Raw genomic sequence first — 21,675 nt, forward strand, 5'->3', positions numbered from 1 at the left:
GTTGCTCACAGCTAGGCGCGAATCATGGTGAGTAGCATCTTGAACTGGGTGACAGCCTGCAAGGCATGCGGTTCGTGGGCGGGCATGATGATCATCTCACCTTCTCGCACGCAGAGTGGCTGACCCGAAATAGTTACCTCGGCTTCGCCCTCTAGCACCTGAACCATAGCGTCGTAGGGTGCGGTGTGCTCGCTTAGCCCCTGCCCTGCTGCAAAAGCAAAGAAAGTAACTGTGCCAATCTTTTTGTTGATGAGAGTACGGCTCACCACCGAAGCCGCCTGATAATCCGCTAAAGTCGCCGTACATAGCACCTGGCCCCTAATGTTTTCACTTTTGTGTTCCATGTTTTTCACTCGCTTTCCCGCATTCTATATAAATCTTACCACAAACTTAGTTCCCCGCAATGGCAAGGAGGAGAGTAAAACAATGCAAGAACATACACGCGAGGTGGTCACTCTGGGCCCTGAGTCACGCTTAAGTATGGCGACCATACTCGCCGCCGCTTTCCGCCACGACCCCGCCTTTGTCCGCCTGTTCAAGGGCACTACTCCTGATCAGGACGCCCATTATCGCCGCTTTATGGCCACCTGGGTAGATAACTCCCTTAGCGAGGGCCACAACCTGCTGGGGGTGAGCATAGACAGGCAATTAGTCGGTGTCGTGGGCTTGGCAGGCTTAAACGGCAGCGCCGTGCGCTGGTCCCTGCGCCAAATCTTACCCGCCATGTTGAGCATGGTCTGGGGCCTAAATATTGGCGTAGGCCTGGCTATGCTGAAGGCGACCAGACGTCCGCAGCTTGTCCCCCCTGATTCCTGCGAGTTGTCTATGCTGGCCGTCTCACCCGAGTTTCAAGGGATGGGGGTGGCTCGCGAACTACTCGTCGCAGTAGAAGAGAAGGTAGCAAAGGACTCTGCCGCCTCAGGCATCTACCTTTACACCACGGCCCTGAGTAGCCTACGTTTCTATGAGCACTGCGGCTACAAGGTTGTAGGGCACGCCAAGGCGGCAGGGGTGGATGTTTACCACCTCTTCCGCGACAGTGGCGCGCCCAGCATTTCTGCGTCAAGACGGAGCGACGATGCCCCTTAGATGGCCCTCATGGTCAGTCCGCTCAGCCAGTCGCTTTCTGGCTTGGCTAGCAGGCGGGCATTGTTGTAGGCCATATCGAGCGACAGGCAGGTACGGCCCTGATAGATATTGTCTTGCCGATATATAACCAGGGAGACATCAGCCCGGCTTTCGTCCTCCAGACAAATGGGCACCAGTAGCTGCACCGATCCCTCGTAGTACTGCGGCACTGCCAGTCGGTAATTTGCTAAGAGCCTTTTTTTAGCAGTGACAACGGCCCCTTTAAAGGCATTGCTGGCGAGCACCCTGTTCTCTAGGCTCTGAAATCTGGCTGGTAGGCGCTTTATGTTTTCGGGATGATCGATTATATGGTCGACATTAATGCGCCACTCTAGTCGGTAATCATAGACGATATCCACCGTGTTTCTTAGGTACTGCGCGCGTGCTGGCAAGGGAAAAAACCTGTTAAGACAGGGATCGCTTTCTTTGTAGAAGCCTCGTAGAAACCATTTTTGCTGGTTGGCAATTCTGTTGGCTACGAAGTAACCATATAGTGCTTCATAGTTAGCGGTGAAGAGACCGGTATCAAAACAGGCATGCTCACCACATTCAAATATAGCCGCGTCTCTTTCCTTCGCAGTTGGGGCAGCATCGTACTGCTCCTTTAGTCGCTTAAATGTGCAGTGGATATAGTAGTAGAGTATAAAAAATGGCTGACTTGCATCTTGGCTCGGTAGACTCCAGGTTTCCGGGGACGCCTCGTAAGCCAACCTAGGCAGTAGTTCCTCCGAAAACCTCGGGCAGAAGGCATACTCAAATAGCGGCCAATTTCTCTCTTCCCCCATGCACTCACCCCTTCGATTTTTACTTTCACGTCTCTAAGTTATATTTAGCGGCCTACCAGTTTATGACCAAGATGAGGGACATACTAAGACCCTGCCCAGCGTTTATGCGGACAGGGTCTGTTCTCGGCTAGGCAAGTAACTGCGGGCCGCTCAAATCTAAGTTCATCTATAGCCAAGGAAGTACAGCTAAGGGTGCTGAGAGCGAGAATAACTACTTCGTTGCACCAAAGTAGTTCGCTCCCCAGACCCCGGTGAGTATCATTAAGACCCCTAGACCGCTGTACCAGTAAAAGGGTTCCGCTCGCAGAGTAACCCCCGCAAAAACCGCCACCACTGTCCCAACATTGGCGAACACCGCCGATTGAGAAGCAGGTATCTTGGACAATGAGTAGTTGACGAGCAAGAAGGCCACCACAGAAGAGAGTATTCCCAGGTACAAGGTGCCAATCCAAACATCAGGGTAGCGCAAGGCATCCCCAAAGGTGGCCAGAGAGCCAGTCAACATATGGCTGGTAAAGGCCATGGCATTGAATACGATGGCTCCGGTCCACATCATGACAAAGGTAATCTCAAAAGGCGTAAACTTGCCCGTGGCCTCGCGCGAGACTATGTTGAAGAGGGCTGCCGCAGTCACGGCACAAAAGAGCAGCAGTAGGCCAAGAAGATTAGCCCCCTCTGCCCCGGCGTTCTGCATGGTCACAATGACTGCCACGCCGCTGACCGACAGCAAAATAAACTTCCACTGTGTCATGGTCGTCTTCTCTTTTAGGAACAAGGCGCTAAAGATAGCGACGAGGATAGGTATGAGGGCGATCATCATACCTGCTTGCGACGAGGTGACAAAGCGCAGTCCGACCGTCTCGGTGACAAAGTACGCCACAGGTTGTAGAAGAGCGACGCGCAAGAGAGGGCGCAGATCCTTGCCCCGGAGCTTTACCTTCACAACCCCACACAGGGTGAGCGCAGTCACCACCACGGCCGCTAAGGCAAAGCGAAAAGCTAGTAACCGCAGAGGATCCACATAGTCGAGAGCCTCTTTGGCAAAAAGAAAAGAAAAGCCGAATATCGTTGCGAAGCCAACCCCCGCAAGATATGGTTTCATGCCATGTTCTGTCACTTGCCTGCCTCCCCTGCCCGATGAATCTCCTCATATAGACTACAGCAATGGCAGTACTCTTGCAATCTATTGCATCTTTCTATTTATCGCAGATGCGTCGCTTCGCTGCGGCACAAGGCCGAAGCAGTTGATTTTATTGGGCCAGAGGCGTATGCTGTAGCTAAGGAATGCATTGATTCCAATGCAAAACACAGGGGGGTAACGTCATGGAACTTGCCAAAATTACAACTCGCGGACAAATCACTATTCCTGCTGAGATACGTCGAAAACTAGGTGTCAAGGACGGTGACAAAGTAATTTTTGTGGAGGAAAATGGTCGCATTGTTATGGAGAACGCTGCCATGGTAGCGCTTAGATGCGCGCAGGATGCGTTCGCGGGGGAAGCCGAATGCAAGAACCTGAAAACCGAACAGGATATTGTGAACTTGGTAAGAGAGGTTCGCCGCACGGATTGGGAGAATAAACATGCGCGTGATGATTGACACTAACGTTCTCATATCTGCCTTGTTACTTCCCAGCAAACAAATGAATACATTGTTTTACAAAGTGGCTACCGAACATCAGCTAGTCCTTTCCTCGTACATGTCGACGAGTTAATGCGTGTGGTGCGACGAAAATTTCCCACCAAACTTGAAACGGTGGATCTGTTTTTGAGTCAACTTCCCTTCGAACTTGTTTACACACCGGCCCACCCAAGGCCTGGTCTCATTGAGATTCGTGATAAAATGGATTATCCGATATTGTATTCAGCAATTACCGAGGACATAGACGTGCTAATCACTGGTGACAGGGATTTTGAGGAATTGTCCTTAGAAAGACCGACGATCGTCAGCCCGGCGTTGTTTCTCGAAAAGTACTAGGTCGGCTTAGAGTGCAACTTGTCCTCTATTATGTTTGAACCGTTCTCTATGTCTCTAGAAACACGAAGCCCCGCCTACACTCTGAGGCGGGGCTTCGTGCACGCTCTCGAGTGCACTTTGGCTAAAGCAAGGAGCCACCATCGATGCTGACAATACTGCCATTCATAAAGGCGGCTTCGTCGCAGCAGGCAAAAAGCACCGCCTGCGCTATTTCTTCGTCGCGCCCGAGCCTACCCATGGGCTGCCTACTAATGAATTCAGCGCGCATGGCACTAGGGTCCGGGTGGGCTTGTATTCTGTCCTCGAGCGAGGGCGTCAGCGTTGTACCTGGACACACACAGTTGACGCGGATATTGTCTTTAAGGTAGTCGGCAGCCATGGCCCGGGTCAAAGAAACGAGAGCGCCTTTAGAGGCACAGTAGGCGGCGCGATCGGTTATACCTTTAAGGGCGGCAACCGAGGCGATATTGACAATCGCACCGCCACCCGCCTTTTTCATCTCTAGCGTGGCATACTTGGCTACCAAGAAGGCCCCTTTGACATTGACGCGCATAGTCCTGTCAAAATCGTCCTCCGACGTATTGTCCACTCTACCGGGCAAGACGATGCCCGCGTTATTAACCAAAATGTCTATCTTGCCAAATGCTGCCACTGTTTCACCAACCATGCGCTCGGCATCCAGTACCCGCGAGACATCTCCCCCCACAAAAATCCCTGTGCCGCCTGCTGCTTGCACCAGGCGTAGGGTTTCCTGCCCACCCGGCGAATTTGGTAGGTCGTTAATAGCCACTTTAGCACCCCGTGCCGCCAACAAGCATGCTGTTTTACGGCCTATACCAGCGCCCGCGCCGGTAATGAGGGCAACTTTGTCGCGAAAATCCATGTACGCTCCCCCTTAGACGTAATTGTTTAGTGCCCAAACATTAGGTTGGGTAAGAACAGGACTAATTGCGGAATGAAGATTATCAAGACGACAACCAAAACAACTAGGGCCATAAAGAACCAAGATTCGCGCACAAACTCCCCGACTGAGCATTCAAAGATCGAGCAAACAACAAACATCACTACCCCAAGCGGTGGGGTGAGGAGCCCTACGGTCAGTGTAAGCACCATGACAATGCCAAAGTGCACTAAGTCAATGCCCAGCGTACCCGCCACGGGGGCTAGTATAGAAGTGAGCAGTAGAATTAAGACCGTCGAATCCATAAACATACCTGCGACCAGCAGGAACATGATGATGATCAGCATAATCACCCATGGTGTTTGTGATACGCCAAGGAGAAAGGTCGCTAAGGTTTGGGGGATGTTTTCCCAAGTAATGCCGTAACTAAAGATAGCCGACATATTGATGACGAGCATAATCATGCCGATATCAATTGCTGTAGCCTCTAAGGTCTTCATAAACTTAGCCCAAGTAAACTCCCGATACGCCAGCACGCCTATAGCTATGGCATAGGCCACGGCAAAAGCCCCTGCCTCAGAAGGCGTAAAGAAACCCAAGCGCAACCCCGCCATAAGAATAATAGGGAAGAGGAAGGCCCAGATGCACTCGACAAAGGTAGTGGCCATCTCCTTAAAAGACGCTCTTGCTTCACGCTCCGGTAGGTAGCCCTTGGCCCTCGCCACAAGCGACACACCGACAAACAAGGCTGTTGTAATGAGCAGGCCGGGTACGATACCCGCTGCGAACAGGCGACCGATAGAAACTTCGCCAATACTGCCATAGAGAACGAGTCCAATGCTCGGTGGAATCATGGTGACTATGAGCGAGCTGGTGCCAATAATGCCTGCCGAAAAGCCTTTGGAGTAGCCTCGCTCTAGCATGCCATCACGCAAAATACGCCCTTGCATAGAGGCATCTGCGATGGCCGAGCCAGAAATGCCACCCATCATCGCCGATAAAACTACGGTAACTTGCGCCAGCCCGGCGCGGTAATGTCCAACAAGTATGGATGACAACCTGAGCAAACGGGTTGTGATGCCCGTTTCATTTAAGAGATTGCCCGCAAACACAAAAAGTGGAATAGCGAGTAAGACAAAATTCTGCGATTGCGTAAGGAATAGCTGTACAGGGATGGTCATGGGGAGAGTCTGTAGTTGCACAAAGAAGACTACTCCTGCTATGCCAATGGCAAAGGCAACCGGCATCCCCATCATCATGAAAAGCAGGAAGATGAAAAAAACAAGAGCCATCTAGCTAGGCCTCCTGACTGTTTGCGTTTGCGCTAACATCCTTTTCTATAATGCTCCCACAGTTTGAGAGCGGTGGTGATAAAAAGCAGGGTACACCCGACGGGCACACTCAGCACCACCCATGAGTAGCTAAACCAGGCAATACCTTGAAAGCGCACAAAGCGGCTGGTGTAAGAAAGCCAAGAGGCATAGTGGACCATGTAAGCCAAGAAAGCCATCATAATCGTGTAGTTGACCAACTTAAGATAAAACTGAATTTTCTTGGGCAGATGCACCGTCACAAGATCTACCGTCACTAGTTTGTCATTGCGCATGGCCATGTCCGCACAAAAAAACACGGACCACACAAAGAGAAATATCGCAAAGTCAACTGCCCAGTCTACGGGTTGGCGCATAGTCCGTGCTACCGCCGACACTAGAACCAAGGCGGTCATTATGGCGATCGAGGCCTTGGCCAGGGTCGCTTCTATTTTGCAGATACCTGCATAGAACTTCGCAATGCTACTTGCCATTGGTCACGACCTTTCTGTTCACACTTACCCCCCAGCGGTGTTCTAGCCCTGCGCACCTGCAGGGCTAGAACACCGCCCGAGATAAGGGTGATTTGTTTAGGGCAGTGGCTTGCCCAATTCTTGGTATATTTTGTTGCGAATCTCGACGAGATTAAGGGCGACGTAAGCGGCCTCGCCTGCTGCCCTAAAAGCTGCTCTGTCCACGTCGGTGATGATGGTCATGCCACCGGCAATGGCTTCCTCGCGCGCGGCGGCTATCCCTGCCTCCATGCCACGAGAGGTCTCAAGGCCTGCTTTTTCGTTCTCTTCGATGAGGATTTTTTGCAGATCTTCCGGCAGTGAATCAAACCAAGCCCGCCCGACGATGGAGAAATTGATGAGCAGGATGTGCCCAGTTTCACTCATGTAATCGGCGACCTCCCAGAGTTTCGCACCGGAGACATTGCGGTAGACAAGCTCTGCACCATCAATAGCCCTAGTCTGCATAGCCTGGTACACTTCACCAAAGGCCAAGGCAACTGGAGTCGCACCGATAGCACGCACGGACTCCTGCCAGATGGGAGCACCAGGCGTTCTAATGCGCAGACCCGCCAAGTCATTAGGATGCCTAATGGGTACATTAGTCACCATGTGTCTCGGTCCTTGCACCCAGTTAAACGATAGCACCTTGATGCCAAACTTAAGCTCTAGTTCCTTAATCCACTGCTGCACGGTGGGCGAAGTCTTAAGCTTCGCTACTTCTTCTATCGTGTCGACAAAGAATGGTGCGTTCATAACGGCGATATGTGGCACATACATGCCGAGACGGGCCGAGTCGGTATTCTGCCCGACATTAGCGCCCATGCGCAATTGTTCGATAATGTCTTCTTCTCTACCTAGCTGAGCACTTGGCGACACTTCAATGGTCAACCTGCCATTTGACCGCCTATTTACGGCCTCGGCCCAGTTCAAAAACCCCTGATGGTAAGGCTCTGTCGGTGCTAGTACATGGTTGAAGCGCAGAACAAACTTCTCTTCTGGCTCCCTAGCCTGGCAGCCCACTGTTAAGAGTAGTGCGGCAAGTAAGGTTACACTCATCAGGACTGCTATGATTCTGCGGATATTTGTTGTTACCACCTGTTTCCCTCCCCATGTGTTTTGCGTTCACTCTAGAATAGAAGGTCTCCCGAGAGGTAAATCTGTCACACAGCCTCCTACCACCTCCTCGAATGCTAAGCAAAATAAGGACGCCACGCTGAGTTGATCTATTTTACAGCCTAGTGAGGCTTCCTACTTTTTCGGGCCACCCGTATTTTCTCTAGCATGTTGCGCGCGTAAGTTGTTACCGCCGCATAGTCGCCGCTTTTTGCCCCTGCGGTAAGTTGACCGCCTACGCCGACAGCCACTGCGCCGGCAGAAATCCACTGCTCGACATTTTCGAGGGAGACGCCCCCCGTGGGCATCAAATTGGCCTGGGGCAGGGGCCCCTTGATGGACTTAATTATCCCTGGCCCAAAGACTTCGCCCGGGAAAACCTTGAGAATGTCTGCCCCATGTTCAAGCGCTTCTTGCGCCTCCTTAATTGTCATAATGCCCGGCACATAGGGCACTTGGTAGCGATTACACAGGCGGGCGGTCTCGGCACTAAAACTTGGTCCCACGACATACTGAGCCCCTGCTAGGATGGCTAGGCGCGCTGTCTCAGGGTCAAGCACCGTGCCCGCTCCGAGAATGATACTGCTGCCATAGGCACGCCCTAGCGCCTCAATTATTTCGGTCGCCCCGGGCACGGTATAGGTAATCTCTATAGCCGAGAGGCCGCCCTCTAGGCAGGCCGCCGCGATGCGCGTCGCCTGCTCGCCATTATCTGCGCGCACCACCGCCACCAAGCCACCACTGACGATGCTGCTTAAAATATCCCATTTTTTCATAGTCGTCCCCCTACCCTAGTTCTAGGAATCTAGCATGGTAATCAGATTTTGCGTAGAATACAGGGCCATTTTCAGGATGGCCTCCGAGGTATAGGCCCCGGCATGCGGTGTCAGCAAGAAGTTATCTAGTGTAAGCAGTTTCTCGCCCGGCAGAGGTGGTTCTGCGGAAAAAACGTCCTGCGCGGCCAAGGATATAACTTTGTCTTTAAGGGCGACATAGAGGGCCCCCTCGTCGACTAGCTCCCCCCGCGACGTGTTCAGTAAAATGGCCGTCGGCTTCATCATGGCCAAGGTGTCGGCATTAATGAGGTGCCGCGTTTCTGGCTTCAGCGGAAGATGGAGAGACAAAAAGTCTGACTGTTTAAGTGTCTCTACGAGAGAGTCGCACAAGGCGATGTCATGGTCGGCAAGAAACGAAGCGTCTTTAAAATAGGGGTCGTGGATTACCACCTTCATTTGCAGGCCTCTCGCGCGCTTAGCCACTTCTTTGCCAATCTGCCCTCCACCAATCAAGCCTAGGGTCTTGCCCGTTAACTCAACTCCCAAGGCTCTTTCCCAGCGGCCTGACTTCACGTTGCTCGCCATTACCGACACATGCCTAGCGGCTTCAAACATCAGGGCTAGCGTCAGTTCTGCCACCGAAATATTGTTGCTACCCACCGCGTTCATGACTTTAATGTTTCGCCTCGCGGCCGCAGCTAGGTCAATATTGTCAAGACCAACGCCATACTTTGAGATGGCTCTTAAATCCTGGCAACCGGCCAACACTCGCGCCGAGAGAATGTCTACCCCGACAATAATGCCCTGTACGTCTTGTCCCGCCAAAAGAATGATCTCGTCTTCGCTGAGGGTGCGCCCTGTGGTGTTTTCGATAATTTCGTAGCCACGGCTGATAAGTTCGGGATACGTTTCGTCCTTGTAATTCTTAAAAGACTTTGGCGTAATCAATACTCGCATCTTTGTCACCGTCCTTGACCCCCATCTATCGCTCCAATGTTTCCCAGGAGTAGTACCGCAAGTACTTGGCAAAGCGCTTGGCAAAGAACTCTTTCTTGCTGTAGTCCGGCAAGTTGCTGGCCCCTATCAAGGGCTTAATCGCCTTAAGAGAATGGATAACTCCGAGCGACTTCAGCCCCATGTACGCGGTGCCAAGCAGCGAGGCATGCATAAGACCATTAGTATGGACCGGCAAGCCAAAAACTGAGGCCACCATAGACATCCACAAGGGCGACTCCTCGATACCGCCCGAAATACTGATAAACTTAGGTGCTTGCCCAATGATAGGGATTGTAATTTCATAGCACTGGCGCAGATTAAACAATACTCCCTCGAGCACAGCATAGTAGAGGTCATAGATATCGTGGTTCAGCCGCATTTCACAAAACAGGGCGCTTTTTTTGTCATCCCAGCCAGGACATCTCTCGCCCACAAGAAAAGGGAGAAACAGGGGGGCGTCTCCCTGCGCTAGAGTCTTGGCTGCCCCGCTATCTAACTCTTTAAGAGAAACACCATTTCTGCCACCGAGAATTTTCTTGCCAATCCAGTCCACGGCGTTGCCGGCCCCGGCTGTGGCACTGCCCGCCACCCACATGCCCTCCACACCCACATAGCACCATGTGGCCGGATAATCTGCCAGGATTGGTTTGTCGGTGGCGATGCGCATAGCAGCGCTGGTACCAATGGAAAGCGTCATGACATTTTCGCCGAACCCGCCTGCGGCCACATGGTTCATGCAGCCATCCGCCCCTGTGATCAGCACTGGTATGCCGCTAGGTAGACCAAGCAAGGCCGCCGCACTTGGCGTAAGTGGCGCGACATACTCGGAATCCACCAGGGTGGGCAGGCTGTCGACGGATATGCCAGCCAGTCGCAGGGCCACATCGTCCCACTCTAGTGAGTGTAAGTTCAAGAAACCCCCGGCTGAGGCAGTACTCCTAGAGACAGCAAACTCGTTTGTCAGCTGGTAGAAGAGGTACTCGGGCATGGAGGAGATAAACTGCGCCTGGTTGGCCAGGCCGCTCTCCTTCTCATGCATGTACTTCCACAGGGTGTAGGTGACATGAATGGGGCAGCCTGTGCGCTGGTAGAGCGAAACATAAAGGTCATTGTTCGCTCTATATTTTTCGGTGGTGGGCCAGGCTGCGGTATCGGCCCAAGTAGAAAGTCGACCTAGCGGGCGCATACTTTTGTCGAGCATAAGCAGAGAGTGGCTCCAAATGCTGCAGGTGGCAACCATGTCCACCCGGGCAATGCCTTTCTGCTCGAGCAATTCTCTCCCGGCTTCTAGCGTCTCCCGCATTAGCCGATCGGCGTCATAGGTCACCGTATCGCCGGCTTGAGCAGAGTAGTTTTTGGGTAAAACACCAATCACACCGGCACTCTCGTCATACAACATGGCCTTAGCTGACGCCGTAGATGCCTCAAGGACGAGAATAAGCATTACAAAATCCCCTTTACTCTAGTTGTTGAACCTCTCTCTGGTAGTCCAAAGACCGAGAGCGGGGTTACTAACAAAGAATATTTCTTCTCCCTGTACTATGTTAAAACCCTCACGCAGGCCCTCCACGTCGTACATGGCGAGGGCCACTTCCGGCCTCATGTAGTCATACTTGAGGGCTACCATCTGCTCGCGCGACATTTTACCCGGTGCATAAGTGATCTTGAATCTACCTTCGCTAGAGCCATGGATGAGATGGGCGGCCACGGCGAGATTTTCGCCGAGCTCTCGATCCCCCTTAACAGCCGCGAGAACTCCCCCCCGCGGTAGGTAGCCAAACTTTTTAATCAGCCTGTCGTTTTCTAAGTCCTCCCCACAGGCCTCTAGGGCTGGGGCCATAATCAGGAGTTCGCCTCCATCGGCGATGGCCATCCGCGTCCTGTAAATGGCTTTGTTACCCACCCAGGTTGTCTTAAACTTCTCTGGGTCCAGGTAGACCACTGCCTTTTTTATCGGTTGTTCTAAGAAGGTCATGTTCTTTTGCGCGCTCAAAGCGGCCGTCCTGACAAAAAGTTCGTCACCCTTCCCGATGGATAATCCCTCGACCTTAAGCCCTGTCCTATCGAGAGTGGTCACCGTCAGAATGTACACAATTGGTACATGGTCTAGGAACTCTCTGGCGGCGTAATTGTAAAGGCTGCGCACAGGGTTATCGGCCCTGCCCATAATGCGCTCCATGCCGTGCAAGGCCCCCAAGTAGTGGCTTTGGCCAATCATGTTGCTACCGCCGCACCCCACCAGTATATTCTTAGTGTAGTTGGCAAATCCGGCCACTTCGTGCGGGACAACCTGGCCCACCGATATGACTAAGTCATAGTCTGGGTTCAGTACATGCCTACTTACATCCACCGCCAAGTCGTAGTCGAGCTGATTTTCCGATAGTTCACGCATGTAACTGCTCGATACGCGGCCAATCGCAACCGTATCATGCCGCCAGTCGTGCACCATGAACTTATCGGCAGGTACTCCGCCATACATTTTTCTTATTTCTCGGGCCGACATCGGCATGTGCGTGCCAAGTGCAGGCAAAATATCTATTTCTGCTGCCGGGAAACGTCGGCAAAGCAGCTCCACGATGGGTCCGGCGTAAGAATTAGAACGGGATATATCAGGCGGCACTATGAGTATTCTCTTTACCTCTGCACACTCCACAAAGTAATCCAGAAGGGCCTGCTTAATATCGTCGTGCGAAAGCCCTGCTTCTTTGGTCGCGACTCTGTAGCTATTTTGCCTGCTAGACTGCGTCACGCTACACCCCGCTGTAGGCCGAAAAGGCCCCATCAATGGGCAGGCTAACGCCATTGATAAAACTAGCGGCGTCTGAGCAAAGAAAGAGCACTGCTCCTACTAGATCTTCCGCCTCGCCGTACCGCGCCATGGGGGTGGCTTGCAGTATCGCCTTGCCCCGCGCTGTGTTCTCGCCGCTTTCAGCATCAATGAGCAAGTATCGGTTCTGCTCAGTTAGTAGAAAGCCAGGCGCAATGGCATTGACGCGGATTTCGTGGCTGTATTCCTGATTAAAGTGTACCGCCAGCCACTTGGTGAGGTTTTCTACGGCAGCCTTGGCCGCGCTGTAGGCAATAGTCCTCGTCAATGGTGTGTATGCGGCCATGGAAGAAATATTAATAATACTGCCCCTTTTTTGCGCGACCATGATTTCGCCAAAGACCTGTGTCGGCAGAAGAGTGCCCATAAAATTTAAATCAAGCACCTTTTTAATGTCTAGCGCTGCTAGGTCAAAGAACGAGCGCTCCGCCCCGGTCGTCGCCTTGGGCATATTGCCTCCGGCCCCATTAATAAGAATATCCACTCTCCCAAACTCTTTGATGATTACGTCTCGCGCTAACTTTAATGACTGCGTGTCGAGCACATCTACACCAAGGCCTATGGCTAGACCACCCTCGGCTTTTATTTCTCCCGCTACTTGTGCGGCCGCCTCTATGCGGAGATCTAGTATGGCCACCCGAGCGCCATTTTTCGCCAGTGCGCGCGCCATAGCAGCGCACAACACACCCGCCCCGCCCGTCAGCACCGCCACTTGAGACCGTAGGTCTACCTGCAGTTGCATCCCTTTACTCCCCCTGCTCACAAGCTCTTTAGTACACTGCTGATCTTTTCTTTGGCGTTTTCTAGGTGCAATTCCACAGAAGCCCGCAGACGACCCTCGTCTCCTGCCACAAGTGCACCATAAATGGCCTCATGCTCGAGTACTCCGGCAATAGTTGCTTCCTTGCTTTGCCGGCCATAGATGTAGTAGGCATAAGCATGCGTACCTAGATTGTCATACACTTGCGCGGCGCGCTTATTGCCTGCGCAGCCTATGAAGAGGCGATGAAAGTCATAGTCTAGGGAGTAGACCGCAAAGTAATCATTAATATCTACACCCTGCTCTACACTGCGCTTATGCTCGGTGATGTTGGCCAAGAATTGCTGCTGTAGAGAGGAATCTGCGGCGAAATTGGCGATGATGGGTTCGAGGTAGTAAGTCTCAATCATCTTGCGCACGTCGAGGAGCTCGTCGATGTCTGCCCAATTAATGTCTCTGACATTGACCCCCCTGCGCGGGGTGCTTTCAATAAGGCCCTCCGTAATAAGCCGGCTCAAAGCTAGCTTGATAGGGGTCTCGCTGATACCGTACCTCTCGTGCAATTCTCTCGTCACGAGCTTCTGTCCAGGTAGCAGGGCTCTTTCTGTTATGTCGCGCTTCAGCGCCTTGTACGCCACATCAACTAAAGTCTGATTTTGGTAATGCTTGGTGTCCATCATAATATATATCCCCACTTTTACAGTTGATTTTTTAGATTTTAAATTTAAAATCTTTTACTATGGTTATTCCTCGTGCTGCAGAACAATTCCTCCTAGTTTGAAAATATTTTTTACACAGATTTATCACTACTTTAATGTCACGACCACTTGTATTGGCGTGCAAAAAAACCAGCCCCCTACCTCTCGGGACTGGCACAGCATCAATCATACTAGTTTGCTGCCTCTTCCTCGGCATAGACAGCGCAGAACAATTCGACGAGCTCGGGGTCAAACTGTGTGCCCGCACATCTCTTTAATTCTGCTAGAGCCTGCCCTGCCGGCAGGGCACTGCGATACGGGCGATCATTCGTCATCGCATCAAAGGCGTCGACAATAGCCACGATTCGGCATTGCAGGGGTATGTCTGCCCCTTTAAGCCCCAAGGGGTAGCCTTCGCCGTCCCACCGCTCCTGATGTTTTAGAATATACTCGGCGACAGGAGCGAGCTCCGGCGAGGCGATGGCAATGCGGTACCCAATCTCACTATGGCGCTCCATCTCTAAACGCTCGCTAGGCGAAAGTCGCCCGGGCTTACTAAGTATGCTGTCGGCAACACCCACTTTGCCAATGTCATGAAACCGCGCAAAGAGATCAAGTTCGGATATCCAGTGCTCATTGCGTAGGAGCTGCCTGGCCATGGCGGACGCGCGCTGACCAAGACGTTCGACATGCTCGCGGGTCTCTACATTCTTGCTGTCTAGAGCACTGAGCAAGGCATGGCTCAAAGTGCTACGGCTACTCTTTTTGTGCAGAAGTTTGTCGCGGTACATGGCATTGTCGGCCTCTTTGTAAATGGCGGCGAGAGACACCGCCGCAGAATCTGCTACTTGGTACCCGAGCGACAGGCTGAGCGGTATTTCAGGCTGCCGAGCATTATATTCTGCGAGTTCCGCTTTGATACTAGCTATCAGTGACTCTGTTTCTGACCTCCTAGCGTCGGTGATAATCACGACAAATTCATCGCCGCCAATACGCGCGATAAGGTCCTCTGTCCTTATGCAGTGGCGCAAGATTGCGGCAGCACTCCTAAGCAGGTGATCGCCAGCACTATGCCCCAAGGTATCGTTAATTAACTTCAGTCCGTCAAGGTCGGCTACGATTATCCCCGGGCACGGACCTGCATAACCCCGCAGTACCTCTTCAAAAAATCTACGGTTACCTAGGCCAGTCAGTGGATCATGCCAGCTCAAATATTCTTTTTGCAGCTCTTCTTCTTTGCGCTTGGTAATGTCGCGCAGCAGCACTAAGGCTGCCTCATCACCCTCAAAGTCAACTTTAGCCCCATGAACCTCCAGCCATAGGCGATGGCCATGACGGCTAAAGTCATACTGCTCCGTCACCCCTTCGCTTAGGGGGAGTGCCAGAATTGCTTCTAGTAGGGATGCCGGCATAAATTCTATGGCGCCTAATTCTGCTAGGGTGGAGACATTAAACATCTGCAAAGCGGCGGGGTTGGTGAATAAGGCCCGCCCCAAGCTATCTACTATGACCATACCCTCCAACATATGTTCTACTAGTGAACGGTACATTTTTTCACTTTTGCGCAGTCTTTCCTCCGCCCGCTTTTGGTCACTAATATCTAGCGAGAATGACAGAACCCCCATTTTATCGCCGTTTATGGGGATAGCTCGCTCGCGCAGCAATTTGTGCTGCGTCTCTCCCTCCCGCGATATGGCGATGACCTCTTCTTCAATAGTAGCCCCTTGTTGCAAGGCCGCTAGATTTGCCTCGACGATGGGCAGACTATGCTCCGGCACAAAGAGGCGAACATTCTTGCCCACCAACTCTTCTTTAGCATAACCCGAGCGCCGCATTACGGCCTCGTTGACGTCTAAAATAGTGCCGTCCTTATCTTCAAGCACTATCTCGACCGGCGACAACTCGAACAACAGGCGATACTGTTCTTCGCGCTTCGCCAGTGCTTGCTCAGCCTTCTTGCGGCCGGTAATGTCCGTCACAAAACCTTCGATATACAGACACGCTCCCTGCTCGTCCTTAACGCCAAACCCACGCTCCCATACCCAGCGCAGTTCGCCCTGCCTGGTGCGTATGGGATATTCGTCTTCTAGGGGCAGGCCCTCTGCCAACCTCTCCTGCCACCACCCCCAACGCCGGTGCTCGGACAGGATGATGTCGGCATAGCTCGTATGGCGATTGCCGATAAAGTCCTCGGGGGCATACCCGGTGATGTTTCGGCAGCCTTCACTTAGGTAGAGCATCGTCCAGTTAGGGTCGTTCGCACAGCGATAAACGAACCCCGGCAAGTTGTTGACAACTGTCTGCATGCTGCTTAACGTGTCCATCATTATCTTTCACCAACCACAATTAAACTTTTCGCTGCCTATGCTACTCGCCATCTATTCGACACTTGGACAGCTTTTCCTCTTATGCACAAAAGAGGCCCTACAACTCGCCTTAACGAGACGAAGGACCTCTCTGCTTTGCACAACACATTTTAGTCGAGGGTGAGACCTAGGTAAGGGATCGCTCGGCAAAGTCCCCCACTAGCGTCATTACCGGCTGCTAGTGGCTTGATCATACCAAAGGGCTTGGTCTCGCCTGTGCTACCAAGAAGCAAGCTAGAGACCGGCAAGCGAAATCTGTAGGCCTTAGCAGGCAACTCCTTAAGCAACAGACCCGCCAAGAGCGGTAAACTCTCTTGGCTAGCGATCATTTCTAGAACTTCACAGGTTTCAGCTTCACCCATCAGGCCGAGCGCATAAGCCCTGTGTTGGCCTTTTTCTACTACGACAAGTTTGCCGCCAAAGTGCTCATAGTAGCCTACCGCGTAACGCAGCGCCTCGTCGTCCCACAAAGCAGCACCGTAGTGCGAGCGCATGCTCTCACGGCGCAGCAAAGCGAGCTCAGCATAGTTAGGCAAGGACGGCAGGGGTACGGCTCCAAGGGCGCGTGCCTCGAGCTCCCCCCGCATAAGAGTGACAAATTTCGTCTCATAGCAAGATAGATAACCATGCCGCCCGTAAAAATCATAAAGTCCCTTGTTCGATGGCAGCAGCAGCGAGTAGTGTTGCCCTCGCCACTCCCCACAGAGCAGCGCTGCCTTAAGTAGGGCCCCCATGTAGCCCTGACCCTGAAACGCGGGCATGGTGGCGGCCGCATAAATGTAGTGAGCCGCTACACTGCCCACCTCCGTCGCTACCTCTAGCGGTAGCATGTGCAGCATAGAGACCACTCTGCCACCTACCGTCCCCACTAAGCAGTTCTCTGGCTGAAAACGATAGTCAAAAAAGTATTGCACCGACTCGCTGTGGTCGTCAAAGGCAGATTGCCACAAAGAAATAAGCTCATCGCGCTGTGCCCAGAGGGCCAAAGCAATGCCTTTAGTCATCGGAGCCTTCTACTTTAAGATTGACGATGTATTTTTCAAGAATAAAGGCTGGGTTGTAAGACAGCTTAGAATTCCGCAGCCCCTCTATCCCCATATCTTCTTCCCTATTTACATACTTGTAGCTAGCGAGTTGCCGAGCAGCAAATTCCTGATTGATGGCCGCATAGAGCCCATTGTAACCGCTGAGCGCTTTCTCAAAATGCACGAGAAAGACCTCGCTATTGATGGCTTCGCCCAGAGTAAAGGCCACTGGCTTGCCCAGAATGCGAATCAGGCCCCCCTGCAGGCCAAGCTGGCTAAAGTGTTTGACAGCACGTGTAATGGCACAATTTTCTAGAAAGAGCTCTTCTGCCGTGCTCGCGCTATGCCCATAAATCCATTCTCGTGTAATATCAACAACATCAGGCAGATTTTGCTCCGTTAAATCCTCATAGGTGTAATCATAGGTACGACGAAAACGATTGAGGTGGTTGCGTTTGTCGTGGAATTTGCGCCCTGCGAGGTTTACTAGGTCCGATGTGTGGTAGATATAGTCTGAGCCGTCACGATCGAGGCGGTAGCGAAAGACATCAGGCATTTCTCTCTCTACTTCGGCCACTTGCTCCTTCGTCATGCCCCATAAGCGAAAACGATGCCCTTTGGCCCTTGCATCCGCCATAAGCACTTTGAGTGCCGCAGAAAAGTCACCACCGTGGGGTACACCGTAGATATTAGAATCACCGCCATACAAGGAATAGAGAGTACCCTCATGTATACAAGCGCTATGCTTGTATACTTCCCCCCAAATATAGAGAGTACCAAAGACATTCTCGTTGCCCATGAGACTCCTCTCGGCAAGTATCGACTGCACAGCGGCACGATCTTGCACTTCGAGACTCTTAAATTTCAACATATTAGAAAAAATCCTCCTCTTATTCCGCACCAAAACTACGCCTGCGGAAGACCCTGTCTTTCCAGCTCGCGTTCACGCCAGACACTACCAACAAGTTCTCGAATATATTCCGTACTTTTTTCGTACTTAAATTATACCATACGTCTGCCCTGCAAAGGAGTACACCAAGAGAGGCTCTCAGGCAAAGAGAGCCCAGTACTCGTCGCCCCAGTACTTCTTAATAAACTCGTCCCTGCCGGAGGAGCTGCGATCAGCCTTGTACTCCGCAGGGCTATTCTTGTAAAAGTCTTGGTGGTACTCCTCCGCCTCGTAGAAGATTGCGGCCGGCAGGACCTCGGTCACCACTCTCGCCGGAAACCTATCCGAAGCATCTAGCTCTCGTTTTGACTTCTCCGCCGCCTCCCTCTGCGCCGCGGTGGTGTAAAAAATCGCTGCCCGGTACGATGGGCCGCGATCGTGAAACTGCCCTCCGGCGTCGGTCGGGTCAATCTGCATCCAAAAAGCGCGGAGCAGGTTGTCATAAGCTAGCACCGTAGGATCAAAGACAATTTTCACTACTTCATAGTGCCCGGAGGTCTGGGCTTTGACATCTTGATAGGTAGGGTTTTCAAGGTGCCCCCCTGTATACCCGGATTTAATCTCGACCACGCCTGGCAACTCATCAAAGGGCGAAACCATACACCAAAAACAACCGCCAGCAAAGATAGCCTGTTCAAACACTTGTTCCATCACGAAACTCCTTCATAGCATAGTACCAGATAGGCAGTATGAATGTCACAGCGAAGGCCGCAAAACATCTTGACCACTTTCCCTACTCCGGTTCCTGTTCTTTGTTTATTAATACGCAGTTTCGCTCCTACAGTTTCACTTGACGCCGCTCGCAGGAATCAGCCAAAGTTTAAGCGAATAGAATGAGGGAAGAACGGAACGCAGGAGGTACCAGATGTTACTTGCACAAAAGGTCATTTTGGGGCTCGTTATGGGCATCGCCGCCATCACGCCGGGGCTAAGCGGCGGAGCGCTGGCCGCTGCCCTTGGCATATACGGGCCTATCATCCGCGCGCTCTGCTCTCTTTCGCGCAACTTTGAGCGCAGCATACGCTTTCTCTTCCCCCTGGCTAGTGGTTTAGTCCTTGGAATTATCGCTTTTAGCCACATCATGGCTTGGCTGATGACCACCTCGCCTAACCAAGTCAAGCTACTTTTTTTGGGGCTAGTGGCAGGAAGCCTACCCGCCCTGATCCGCGAGGCCAACCGCAAGGGGTTTCGTCTGCGCTACTTGCTGGCAACTCTTCTCGCCCTCATCCTTATGTATCAAGGCGCAGAACTGCTGGCCTGGCCACAGGTGACTGACGGCAACTTTAACGCGCTACACTATGGCTACTTCGGCTTTATATATGCAGTGGGGTCAATTATCCCCGGCATCAGTTCTTCGTTCATCCTTATTCATATCGGGGCCTATGACGATCTGCTGCGGGCCATAAATACCCTGCACTTGCCCCTGCTCATTCCTGCCGGGCTAGGTTTTGCTCTCGGGGCTCTACTCTTACTAGGCGCCGTGGAGAGCATGCTTGCGCGTTACCATGGGCCAGCCTACTACTCGATCCTAGGGTTCTTGCTTGGCTCTGCCCTCTTAATCTGGCCGGGCCTCTCGCCTGGCAGCATGTTCATCGTCGATACGGCCGTATTCAGCGGGGGGGTAGTCCTCAGTGCCGCGCTACTCAAGCTAATGTCCTACCAGGACGGTGGGAGCGCGACCAGGTTCTAGTTAGACCCATCTTCTGCGCCGTAGATGAGCAAAGCGCGGCCCTCGACAGACAAATGCACGGTATCTCCGGCCAAATATTGCTGCTCACTACCAACCGCCGTCACTATCATGCCCTGCGCGAGCTCAATTTTGTAGGTGGTAAACCGCCCGGCAAAAGCCTTCTGTACAATGCGTCCGGGCACCTCTCCTTCCGTACTGGAGAGAGAGACTTGGTCAAAACGGCAAGTACCGACGACACTCTCCTGGTCAGGTCTGTTGCAGGGGATAGCACCAAGCATCGAATGAAAGTACCCCCCCTGTACCCTGCCGGGGAAGATATTGCGCTCTCCGAGAAAGCTAGCAACCCTGAGACTCTGCGGGCCCTCGTAGAGTTTTTCTGGCGTGGCGACCTGCAGAAGGCGATTATCTAAAAGCACCGCCACTCGCTGCGACATAAGAAAGGCCTCTTCTTTGTCATGAGTTACCAGAATACAGGTGAATTTAAGGCGGCTGTGCAGCGCAGAGACAAACTCACGCATGCTAAGTCTGAGATTGACATCCAAATTGGAAAAGGGCTCGTCTAAGAGCAGGACGCTTGGTTCGAGGACACAGGCACGCGCTAGGGCAACCCTCTGTTTTTCGCCACCCGAGAGTTCGTGCGGGAAACTATGCGCTCTATCCGGGAGCTGAATAATATCGAGCATAGCGCGCACTTTTTCGGTCACGAGCTGCCGGCTTTCCCCCCGTGCTCTAAGCCCAAAGGAGACGTTCTCCGACACAGTCATATGCGGAAAGAGACTGTGATCCTGAAAGACAATTATGGCTTGACGGCTTTGGGAAGGCAGAAAAGTCACATCCACGCCATTTATATAGACTCGACCTGTGGTCGGCAATTCTAGCCCGGCGATAATCTTGAGCAAGGTACTCTTGCCACTGCCTGAGGGACCAAGGAGGACCATAAACTCGCCATTAATTACCTCGAGCGAAATATGGGCCAGAGTAGGTTTGCCCTGAAAATGCTTTGTCACGTCTACTAACGAAATACCAGTCATTGCTTCCTCCTCTTCTCCTCGCTGTCATGGGCTAAGGAAGTATGTCTCGCGGTAGTACCGCCTCACTAGGTAGTGCATCAAAGTCAAGGCGGCGAGTGTGGTTGCTACAAAGACTAAGCTGTAAACGGAGGCGACATGCCATTCGCCCCCCTGAACATGGGGGACCAAGTAAAGGGGCAGGGTGATGATGCGTCCCCCCCCAATCATAAAAGTGGTAATATACTGGGAAAACGAAATGATAAAGCTCATGGTGGCCGCTGAAAGCGCACCTGGCATCACTAGCGGCAGGGTGATGGCGCAAAAAACCCTGCCCCCATGAGCACCGAGCATGGCTGCTTGTTGTTCATGCCGCTCGCCAACGAGCTCAAAAACATGCATCAGTATGCGCAGGGCGTAAGGCAGGGCAAACACAGTGTGCACGATGGCTACCCCGAGGAATGTGCCTGCCAGACCTGTGCGTATCATCGCGGAGTGCAACCCCATGGTCACCGTGGCAGTTGGCACCATAATGGGCAGGAGGGTAAAGAGTTTTATGGCTTCGCTGCCTGGGAATTTATAAACACCCAGTGCCTTCGCGGCTGGAAAAGCGAGTAGCAGTGTAAAGGCAGTAGTCATGAGGGCGATGGCTAGGCTTGCGGTCACAGCCCCAAGCAGTCGCGGGTTGTTCCATAGAAGGGCTACGGCATGGTCAATAGATACCACTGGCGGCAGTAGACTAGGGAAGGGCCACTGCAGGCTGATGGCTTGCATGAGAAGTGATACGATGGGTACAGCAACTACAAGTAGCGCGCACTGTACTACGAGACGCATCAGTTTTCCGCCCGGCAT

22 protein-coding genes are annotated in these 21,675 nt (G+C 52.5%); 3 read left to right on the plus strand and 19 right to left on the minus strand.

Annotated elements, in window-relative coordinates; translation table 11 throughout:
• Positions 1 to 11: 11 nt before the first annotated feature.
• Positions 12 to 344, minus strand: coding sequence for a cupin domain-containing protein (locus KGZ92_02000; GenBank protein MBS3888057.1), 333 nt, complete (start codon positions 342 to 344; stop codon positions 12 to 14).
• Between the two features lie 82 nt (positions 345 to 426).
• Here KGZ92_02000 and KGZ92_02005 point away from each other — a divergent pair, with 82 nt between their 5' ends.
• Entirely contained in the window at positions 427 to 1,089 is a 663-nt protein-coding gene (locus tag KGZ92_02005; protein MBS3888058.1) for a GNAT family N-acetyltransferase, read from the plus strand.
• Here the strand turns inward: KGZ92_02005 and KGZ92_02010 are convergent.
• Both KGZ92_02010 and KGZ92_02015 read right to left on the minus strand, forming a co-directional pair.
• Positions 1,086 to 1,913 carry a DUF3825 domain-containing protein gene (locus tag KGZ92_02010; GenBank protein MBS3888059.1) on the minus strand — a complete coding sequence of 276 codons (828 nt, stop codon included), beginning with the start codon at positions 1,911 to 1,913 and terminating at the stop codon, positions 1,086 to 1,088. The two genes, KGZ92_02005 and KGZ92_02010, sit on opposite strands and share 4 nt — an antisense overlap.
• Before the next feature lie 211 nt (positions 1,914 to 2,124).
• The gene (locus tag KGZ92_02015) at positions 2,125 to 3,015 is read right to left on the minus strand and encodes a DMT family transporter (GenBank protein MBS3888060.1); all 891 of its coding nucleotides are present in this window, start codon (positions 3,013 to 3,015) and stop codon (positions 2,125 to 2,127) included.
• 221 nt (positions 3,016 to 3,236) lie between these two features.
• Between KGZ92_02015 and KGZ92_02020 the strand changes: the two genes are divergently transcribed.
• The gene (locus KGZ92_02020) at positions 3,237 to 3,512 is read left to right on the plus strand and encodes an AbrB/MazE/SpoVT family DNA-binding domain-containing protein (GenBank protein MBS3888061.1); all 276 of its coding nucleotides are present in this window, start codon (positions 3,237 to 3,239) and stop codon (positions 3,510 to 3,512) included.
• Between the two features lie 499 nt (positions 3,513 to 4,011).
• Here KGZ92_02020 and KGZ92_02025 read toward each other — a convergent pair whose 3' ends face one another.
• The 14 genes from KGZ92_02025 to msrA all read right to left on the minus strand — a co-directional run bounded on the left by KGZ92_02025 (position 4,012) and on the right by msrA (position 18,777).
• Positions 4,012 to 4,773 (minus strand): glucose 1-dehydrogenase, encoded by a 762-nt coding sequence (locus KGZ92_02025; GenBank protein ID MBS3888062.1) that lies wholly within the window; start codon positions 4,771 to 4,773, stop codon positions 4,012 to 4,014.
• A gap of 26 nt (positions 4,774 to 4,799) precedes the next feature.
• Positions 4,800 to 6,083, minus strand: a complete 1,284-nt coding sequence (locus tag KGZ92_02030) for a TRAP transporter large permease (protein MBS3888063.1) — start codon at positions 6,081 to 6,083, stop codon at positions 4,800 to 4,802.
• A 32-nt stretch (positions 6,084 to 6,115) separates the two neighbouring features.
• On the minus strand, positions 6,116 to 6,595 hold the full coding sequence (locus KGZ92_02035; GenBank protein ID MBS3888064.1) for a TRAP transporter small permease subunit: 480 nt from the start codon (positions 6,593 to 6,595) through the stop codon (positions 6,116 to 6,118).
• Positions 6,596 to 6,691: 96 nt separating this feature from the next.
• The gene (locus KGZ92_02040; protein ID MBS3888065.1) at positions 6,692 to 7,672 is read right to left on the minus strand and encodes a C4-dicarboxylate TRAP transporter substrate-binding protein; all 981 of its coding nucleotides are present in this window, start codon (positions 7,670 to 7,672) and stop codon (positions 6,692 to 6,694) included.
• Between the two features lie 179 nt (positions 7,673 to 7,851).
• The gene (locus KGZ92_02045; protein ID MBS3888066.1) at positions 7,852 to 8,505 is read right to left on the minus strand and encodes a bifunctional 2-keto-4-hydroxyglutarate aldolase/2-keto-3-deoxy-6-phosphogluconate aldolase; all 654 of its coding nucleotides are present in this window, start codon (positions 8,503 to 8,505) and stop codon (positions 7,852 to 7,854) included.
• Between the two features lie 21 nt (positions 8,506 to 8,526).
• Positions 8,527 to 9,462: a phosphoglycerate dehydrogenase gene (locus tag KGZ92_02050; protein MBS3888067.1), complete on the minus strand. Its 936-nt coding sequence runs from the start codon at positions 9,460 to 9,462 to the stop codon at positions 8,527 to 8,529.
• A 25-nt stretch (positions 9,463 to 9,487) separates the two neighbouring features.
• Positions 9,488 to 10,945, minus strand: coding sequence for a hypothetical protein (locus KGZ92_02055; protein MBS3888068.1), 1,458 nt, complete (start codon positions 10,943 to 10,945; stop codon positions 9,488 to 9,490).
• An 18-nt stretch (positions 10,946 to 10,963) separates the two neighbouring features.
• On the minus strand, positions 10,964 to 12,250 hold the full coding sequence (locus KGZ92_02060; protein ID MBS3888069.1) for a DUF2088 domain-containing protein: 1,287 nt from the start codon (positions 12,248 to 12,250) through the stop codon (positions 10,964 to 10,966).
• A gap of 1 nt (position 12,251) precedes the next feature.
• The gene (locus tag KGZ92_02065) at positions 12,252 to 13,070 is read right to left on the minus strand and encodes an SDR family oxidoreductase (GenBank protein ID MBS3888070.1); all 819 of its coding nucleotides are present in this window, start codon (positions 13,068 to 13,070) and stop codon (positions 12,252 to 12,254) included.
• 17 nt (positions 13,071 to 13,087) lie between these two features.
• On the minus strand, positions 13,088 to 13,768 hold the full coding sequence (locus KGZ92_02070) for a GntR family transcriptional regulator (protein MBS3888071.1): 681 nt from the start codon (positions 13,766 to 13,768) through the stop codon (positions 13,088 to 13,090).
• Positions 13,769 to 13,977: 209 nt separating this feature from the next.
• A complete protein-coding gene (locus tag KGZ92_02075) occupies positions 13,978 to 16,113 on the minus strand; it encodes a PAS domain S-box protein (protein ID MBS3888072.1) in 2,136 nt (711 codons plus the stop codon).
• Positions 16,114 to 16,262: 149 nt separating this feature from the next.
• On the minus strand, positions 16,263 to 17,156 hold the full coding sequence (locus KGZ92_02080) for a GNAT family N-acetyltransferase (GenBank protein ID MBS3888073.1): 894 nt from the start codon (positions 17,154 to 17,156) through the stop codon (positions 16,263 to 16,265).
• The gene (locus KGZ92_02085) at positions 17,149 to 18,048 is read right to left on the minus strand and encodes a DUF2156 domain-containing protein (GenBank protein MBS3888074.1); all 900 of its coding nucleotides are present in this window, start codon (positions 18,046 to 18,048) and stop codon (positions 17,149 to 17,151) included. Before KGZ92_02085 ends, KGZ92_02080 begins: the two co-directional genes overlap by 8 nt.
• Positions 18,049 to 18,225: 177 nt before the next feature.
• On the minus strand, positions 18,226 to 18,777 hold the full coding sequence (msrA, locus tag KGZ92_02090; GenBank protein MBS3888075.1) for a peptide-methionine (S)-S-oxide reductase MsrA: 552 nt from the start codon (positions 18,775 to 18,777) through the stop codon (positions 18,226 to 18,228).
• A 214-nt stretch (positions 18,778 to 18,991) separates the two neighbouring features.
• Between msrA and KGZ92_02095 the strand changes: the two genes are divergently transcribed.
• The gene (locus KGZ92_02095) at positions 18,992 to 19,816 is read left to right on the plus strand and encodes a DUF368 domain-containing protein (GenBank protein MBS3888076.1); all 825 of its coding nucleotides are present in this window, start codon (positions 18,992 to 18,994) and stop codon (positions 19,814 to 19,816) included.
• On the opposite strand, the gene KGZ92_02100 is transcribed toward KGZ92_02095, so the two are convergent.
• Together KGZ92_02100 and KGZ92_02105 are read right to left on the minus strand one after the other, a co-directional pair.
• Complete coding sequence (locus tag KGZ92_02100) at positions 19,813 to 20,847, minus strand: ABC transporter ATP-binding protein (protein MBS3888077.1); 1,035 nt, start codon at positions 20,845 to 20,847, stop codon at positions 19,813 to 19,815. The two genes, KGZ92_02095 and KGZ92_02100, sit on opposite strands and share 4 nt — an antisense overlap.
• 24 nt (positions 20,848 to 20,871) lie before the next feature.
• The gene (locus tag KGZ92_02105; protein MBS3888078.1) at positions 20,872 to 21,675 is read right to left on the minus strand and encodes an ABC transporter permease subunit; all 804 of its coding nucleotides are present in this window, start codon (positions 21,673 to 21,675) and stop codon (positions 20,872 to 20,874) included.

Source organism: Bacillota bacterium (genome assembly GCA_018333655.1).
Taxonomy (GTDB): Bacteria; Bacillota; UBA994; order UBA994; family UBA994; genus BS524.

What these genes read in the sequence shown, in the direction of transcription:
- KGZ92_02105 (MBS3888078.1), bottom strand. Translation starts at nt 21,675, where the DNA reads ATGCCGGGCGGAAAACTGATGCGTCTCGTAGTACAGTGCGCGCTACTT.
- KGZ92_02035 (MBS3888064.1), bottom strand. Translation starts at nt 6,595, where the DNA reads ATGGCAAGTAGCATTGCGAAGTTCTATGCAGGTATCTGCAAAATAGAA.
- KGZ92_02055 (MBS3888068.1), bottom strand. Translation starts at nt 10,945, where the DNA reads ATGCTTATTCTCGTCCTTGAGGCATCTACGGCGTCAGCTAAGGCCATG.
- KGZ92_02015 (MBS3888060.1), bottom strand. Translation starts at nt 3,015, where the DNA reads ATGAAACCATATCTTGCGGGGGTTGGCTTCGCAACGATATTCGGCTTT.
- KGZ92_02080 (MBS3888073.1), bottom strand. Translation starts at nt 17,156, where the DNA reads ATGACTAAAGGCATTGCTTTGGCCCTCTGGGCACAGCGCGATGAGCTT.
- msrA (MBS3888075.1), bottom strand. Translation starts at nt 18,777, where the DNA reads ATGGAACAAGTGTTTGAACAGGCTATCTTTGCTGGCGGTTGTTTTTGG.
- KGZ92_02095 (MBS3888076.1), top strand. Translation starts at nt 18,992, where the DNA reads ATGTTACTTGCACAAAAGGTCATTTTGGGGCTCGTTATGGGCATCGCC.
- KGZ92_02010 (MBS3888059.1), bottom strand. Translation starts at nt 1,913, where the DNA reads ATGGGGGAAGAGAGAAATTGGCCGCTATTTGAGTATGCCTTCTGCCCG.
- KGZ92_02075 (MBS3888072.1), bottom strand. Translation starts at nt 16,113, where the DNA reads ATGATGGACACGTTAAGCAGCATGCAGACAGTTGTCAACAACTTGCCG.
- KGZ92_02025 (MBS3888062.1), bottom strand. Translation starts at nt 4,773, where the DNA reads ATGGATTTTCGCGACAAAGTTGCCCTCATTACCGGCGCGGGCGCTGGT.
- KGZ92_02085 (MBS3888074.1), bottom strand. Translation starts at nt 18,048, where the DNA reads ATGTTGAAATTTAAGAGTCTCGAAGTGCAAGATCGTGCCGCTGTGCAG.
- KGZ92_02020 (MBS3888061.1), top strand. Translation starts at nt 3,237, where the DNA reads ATGGAACTTGCCAAAATTACAACTCGCGGACAAATCACTATTCCTGCT.
- KGZ92_02045 (MBS3888066.1), bottom strand. Translation starts at nt 8,505, where the DNA reads ATGAAAAAATGGGATATTTTAAGCAGCATCGTCAGTGGTGGCTTGGTG.
- KGZ92_02030 (MBS3888063.1), bottom strand. Translation starts at nt 6,083, where the DNA reads ATGGCTCTTGTTTTTTTCATCTTCCTGCTTTTCATGATGATGGGGATG.
- KGZ92_02070 (MBS3888071.1), bottom strand. Translation starts at nt 13,768, where the DNA reads ATGATGGACACCAAGCATTACCAAAATCAGACTTTAGTTGATGTGGCG.
- KGZ92_02005 (MBS3888058.1), top strand. Translation starts at nt 427, where the DNA reads ATGCAAGAACATACACGCGAGGTGGTCACTCTGGGCCCTGAGTCACGC.
- KGZ92_02100 (MBS3888077.1), bottom strand. Translation starts at nt 20,847, where the DNA reads ATGACTGGTATTTCGTTAGTAGACGTGACAAAGCATTTTCAGGGCAAA.
- KGZ92_02065 (MBS3888070.1), bottom strand. Translation starts at nt 13,070, where the DNA reads ATGCAACTGCAGGTAGACCTACGGTCTCAAGTGGCGGTGCTGACGGGC.
- KGZ92_02040 (MBS3888065.1), bottom strand. Translation starts at nt 7,672, where the DNA reads ATGAGTGTAACCTTACTTGCCGCACTACTCTTAACAGTGGGCTGCCAG.
- KGZ92_02000 (MBS3888057.1), bottom strand. Translation starts at nt 344, where the DNA reads ATGGAACACAAAAGTGAAAACATTAGGGGCCAGGTGCTATGTACGGCG.
- KGZ92_02050 (MBS3888067.1), bottom strand. Translation starts at nt 9,462, where the DNA reads ATGCGAGTATTGATTACGCCAAAGTCTTTTAAGAATTACAAGGACGAA.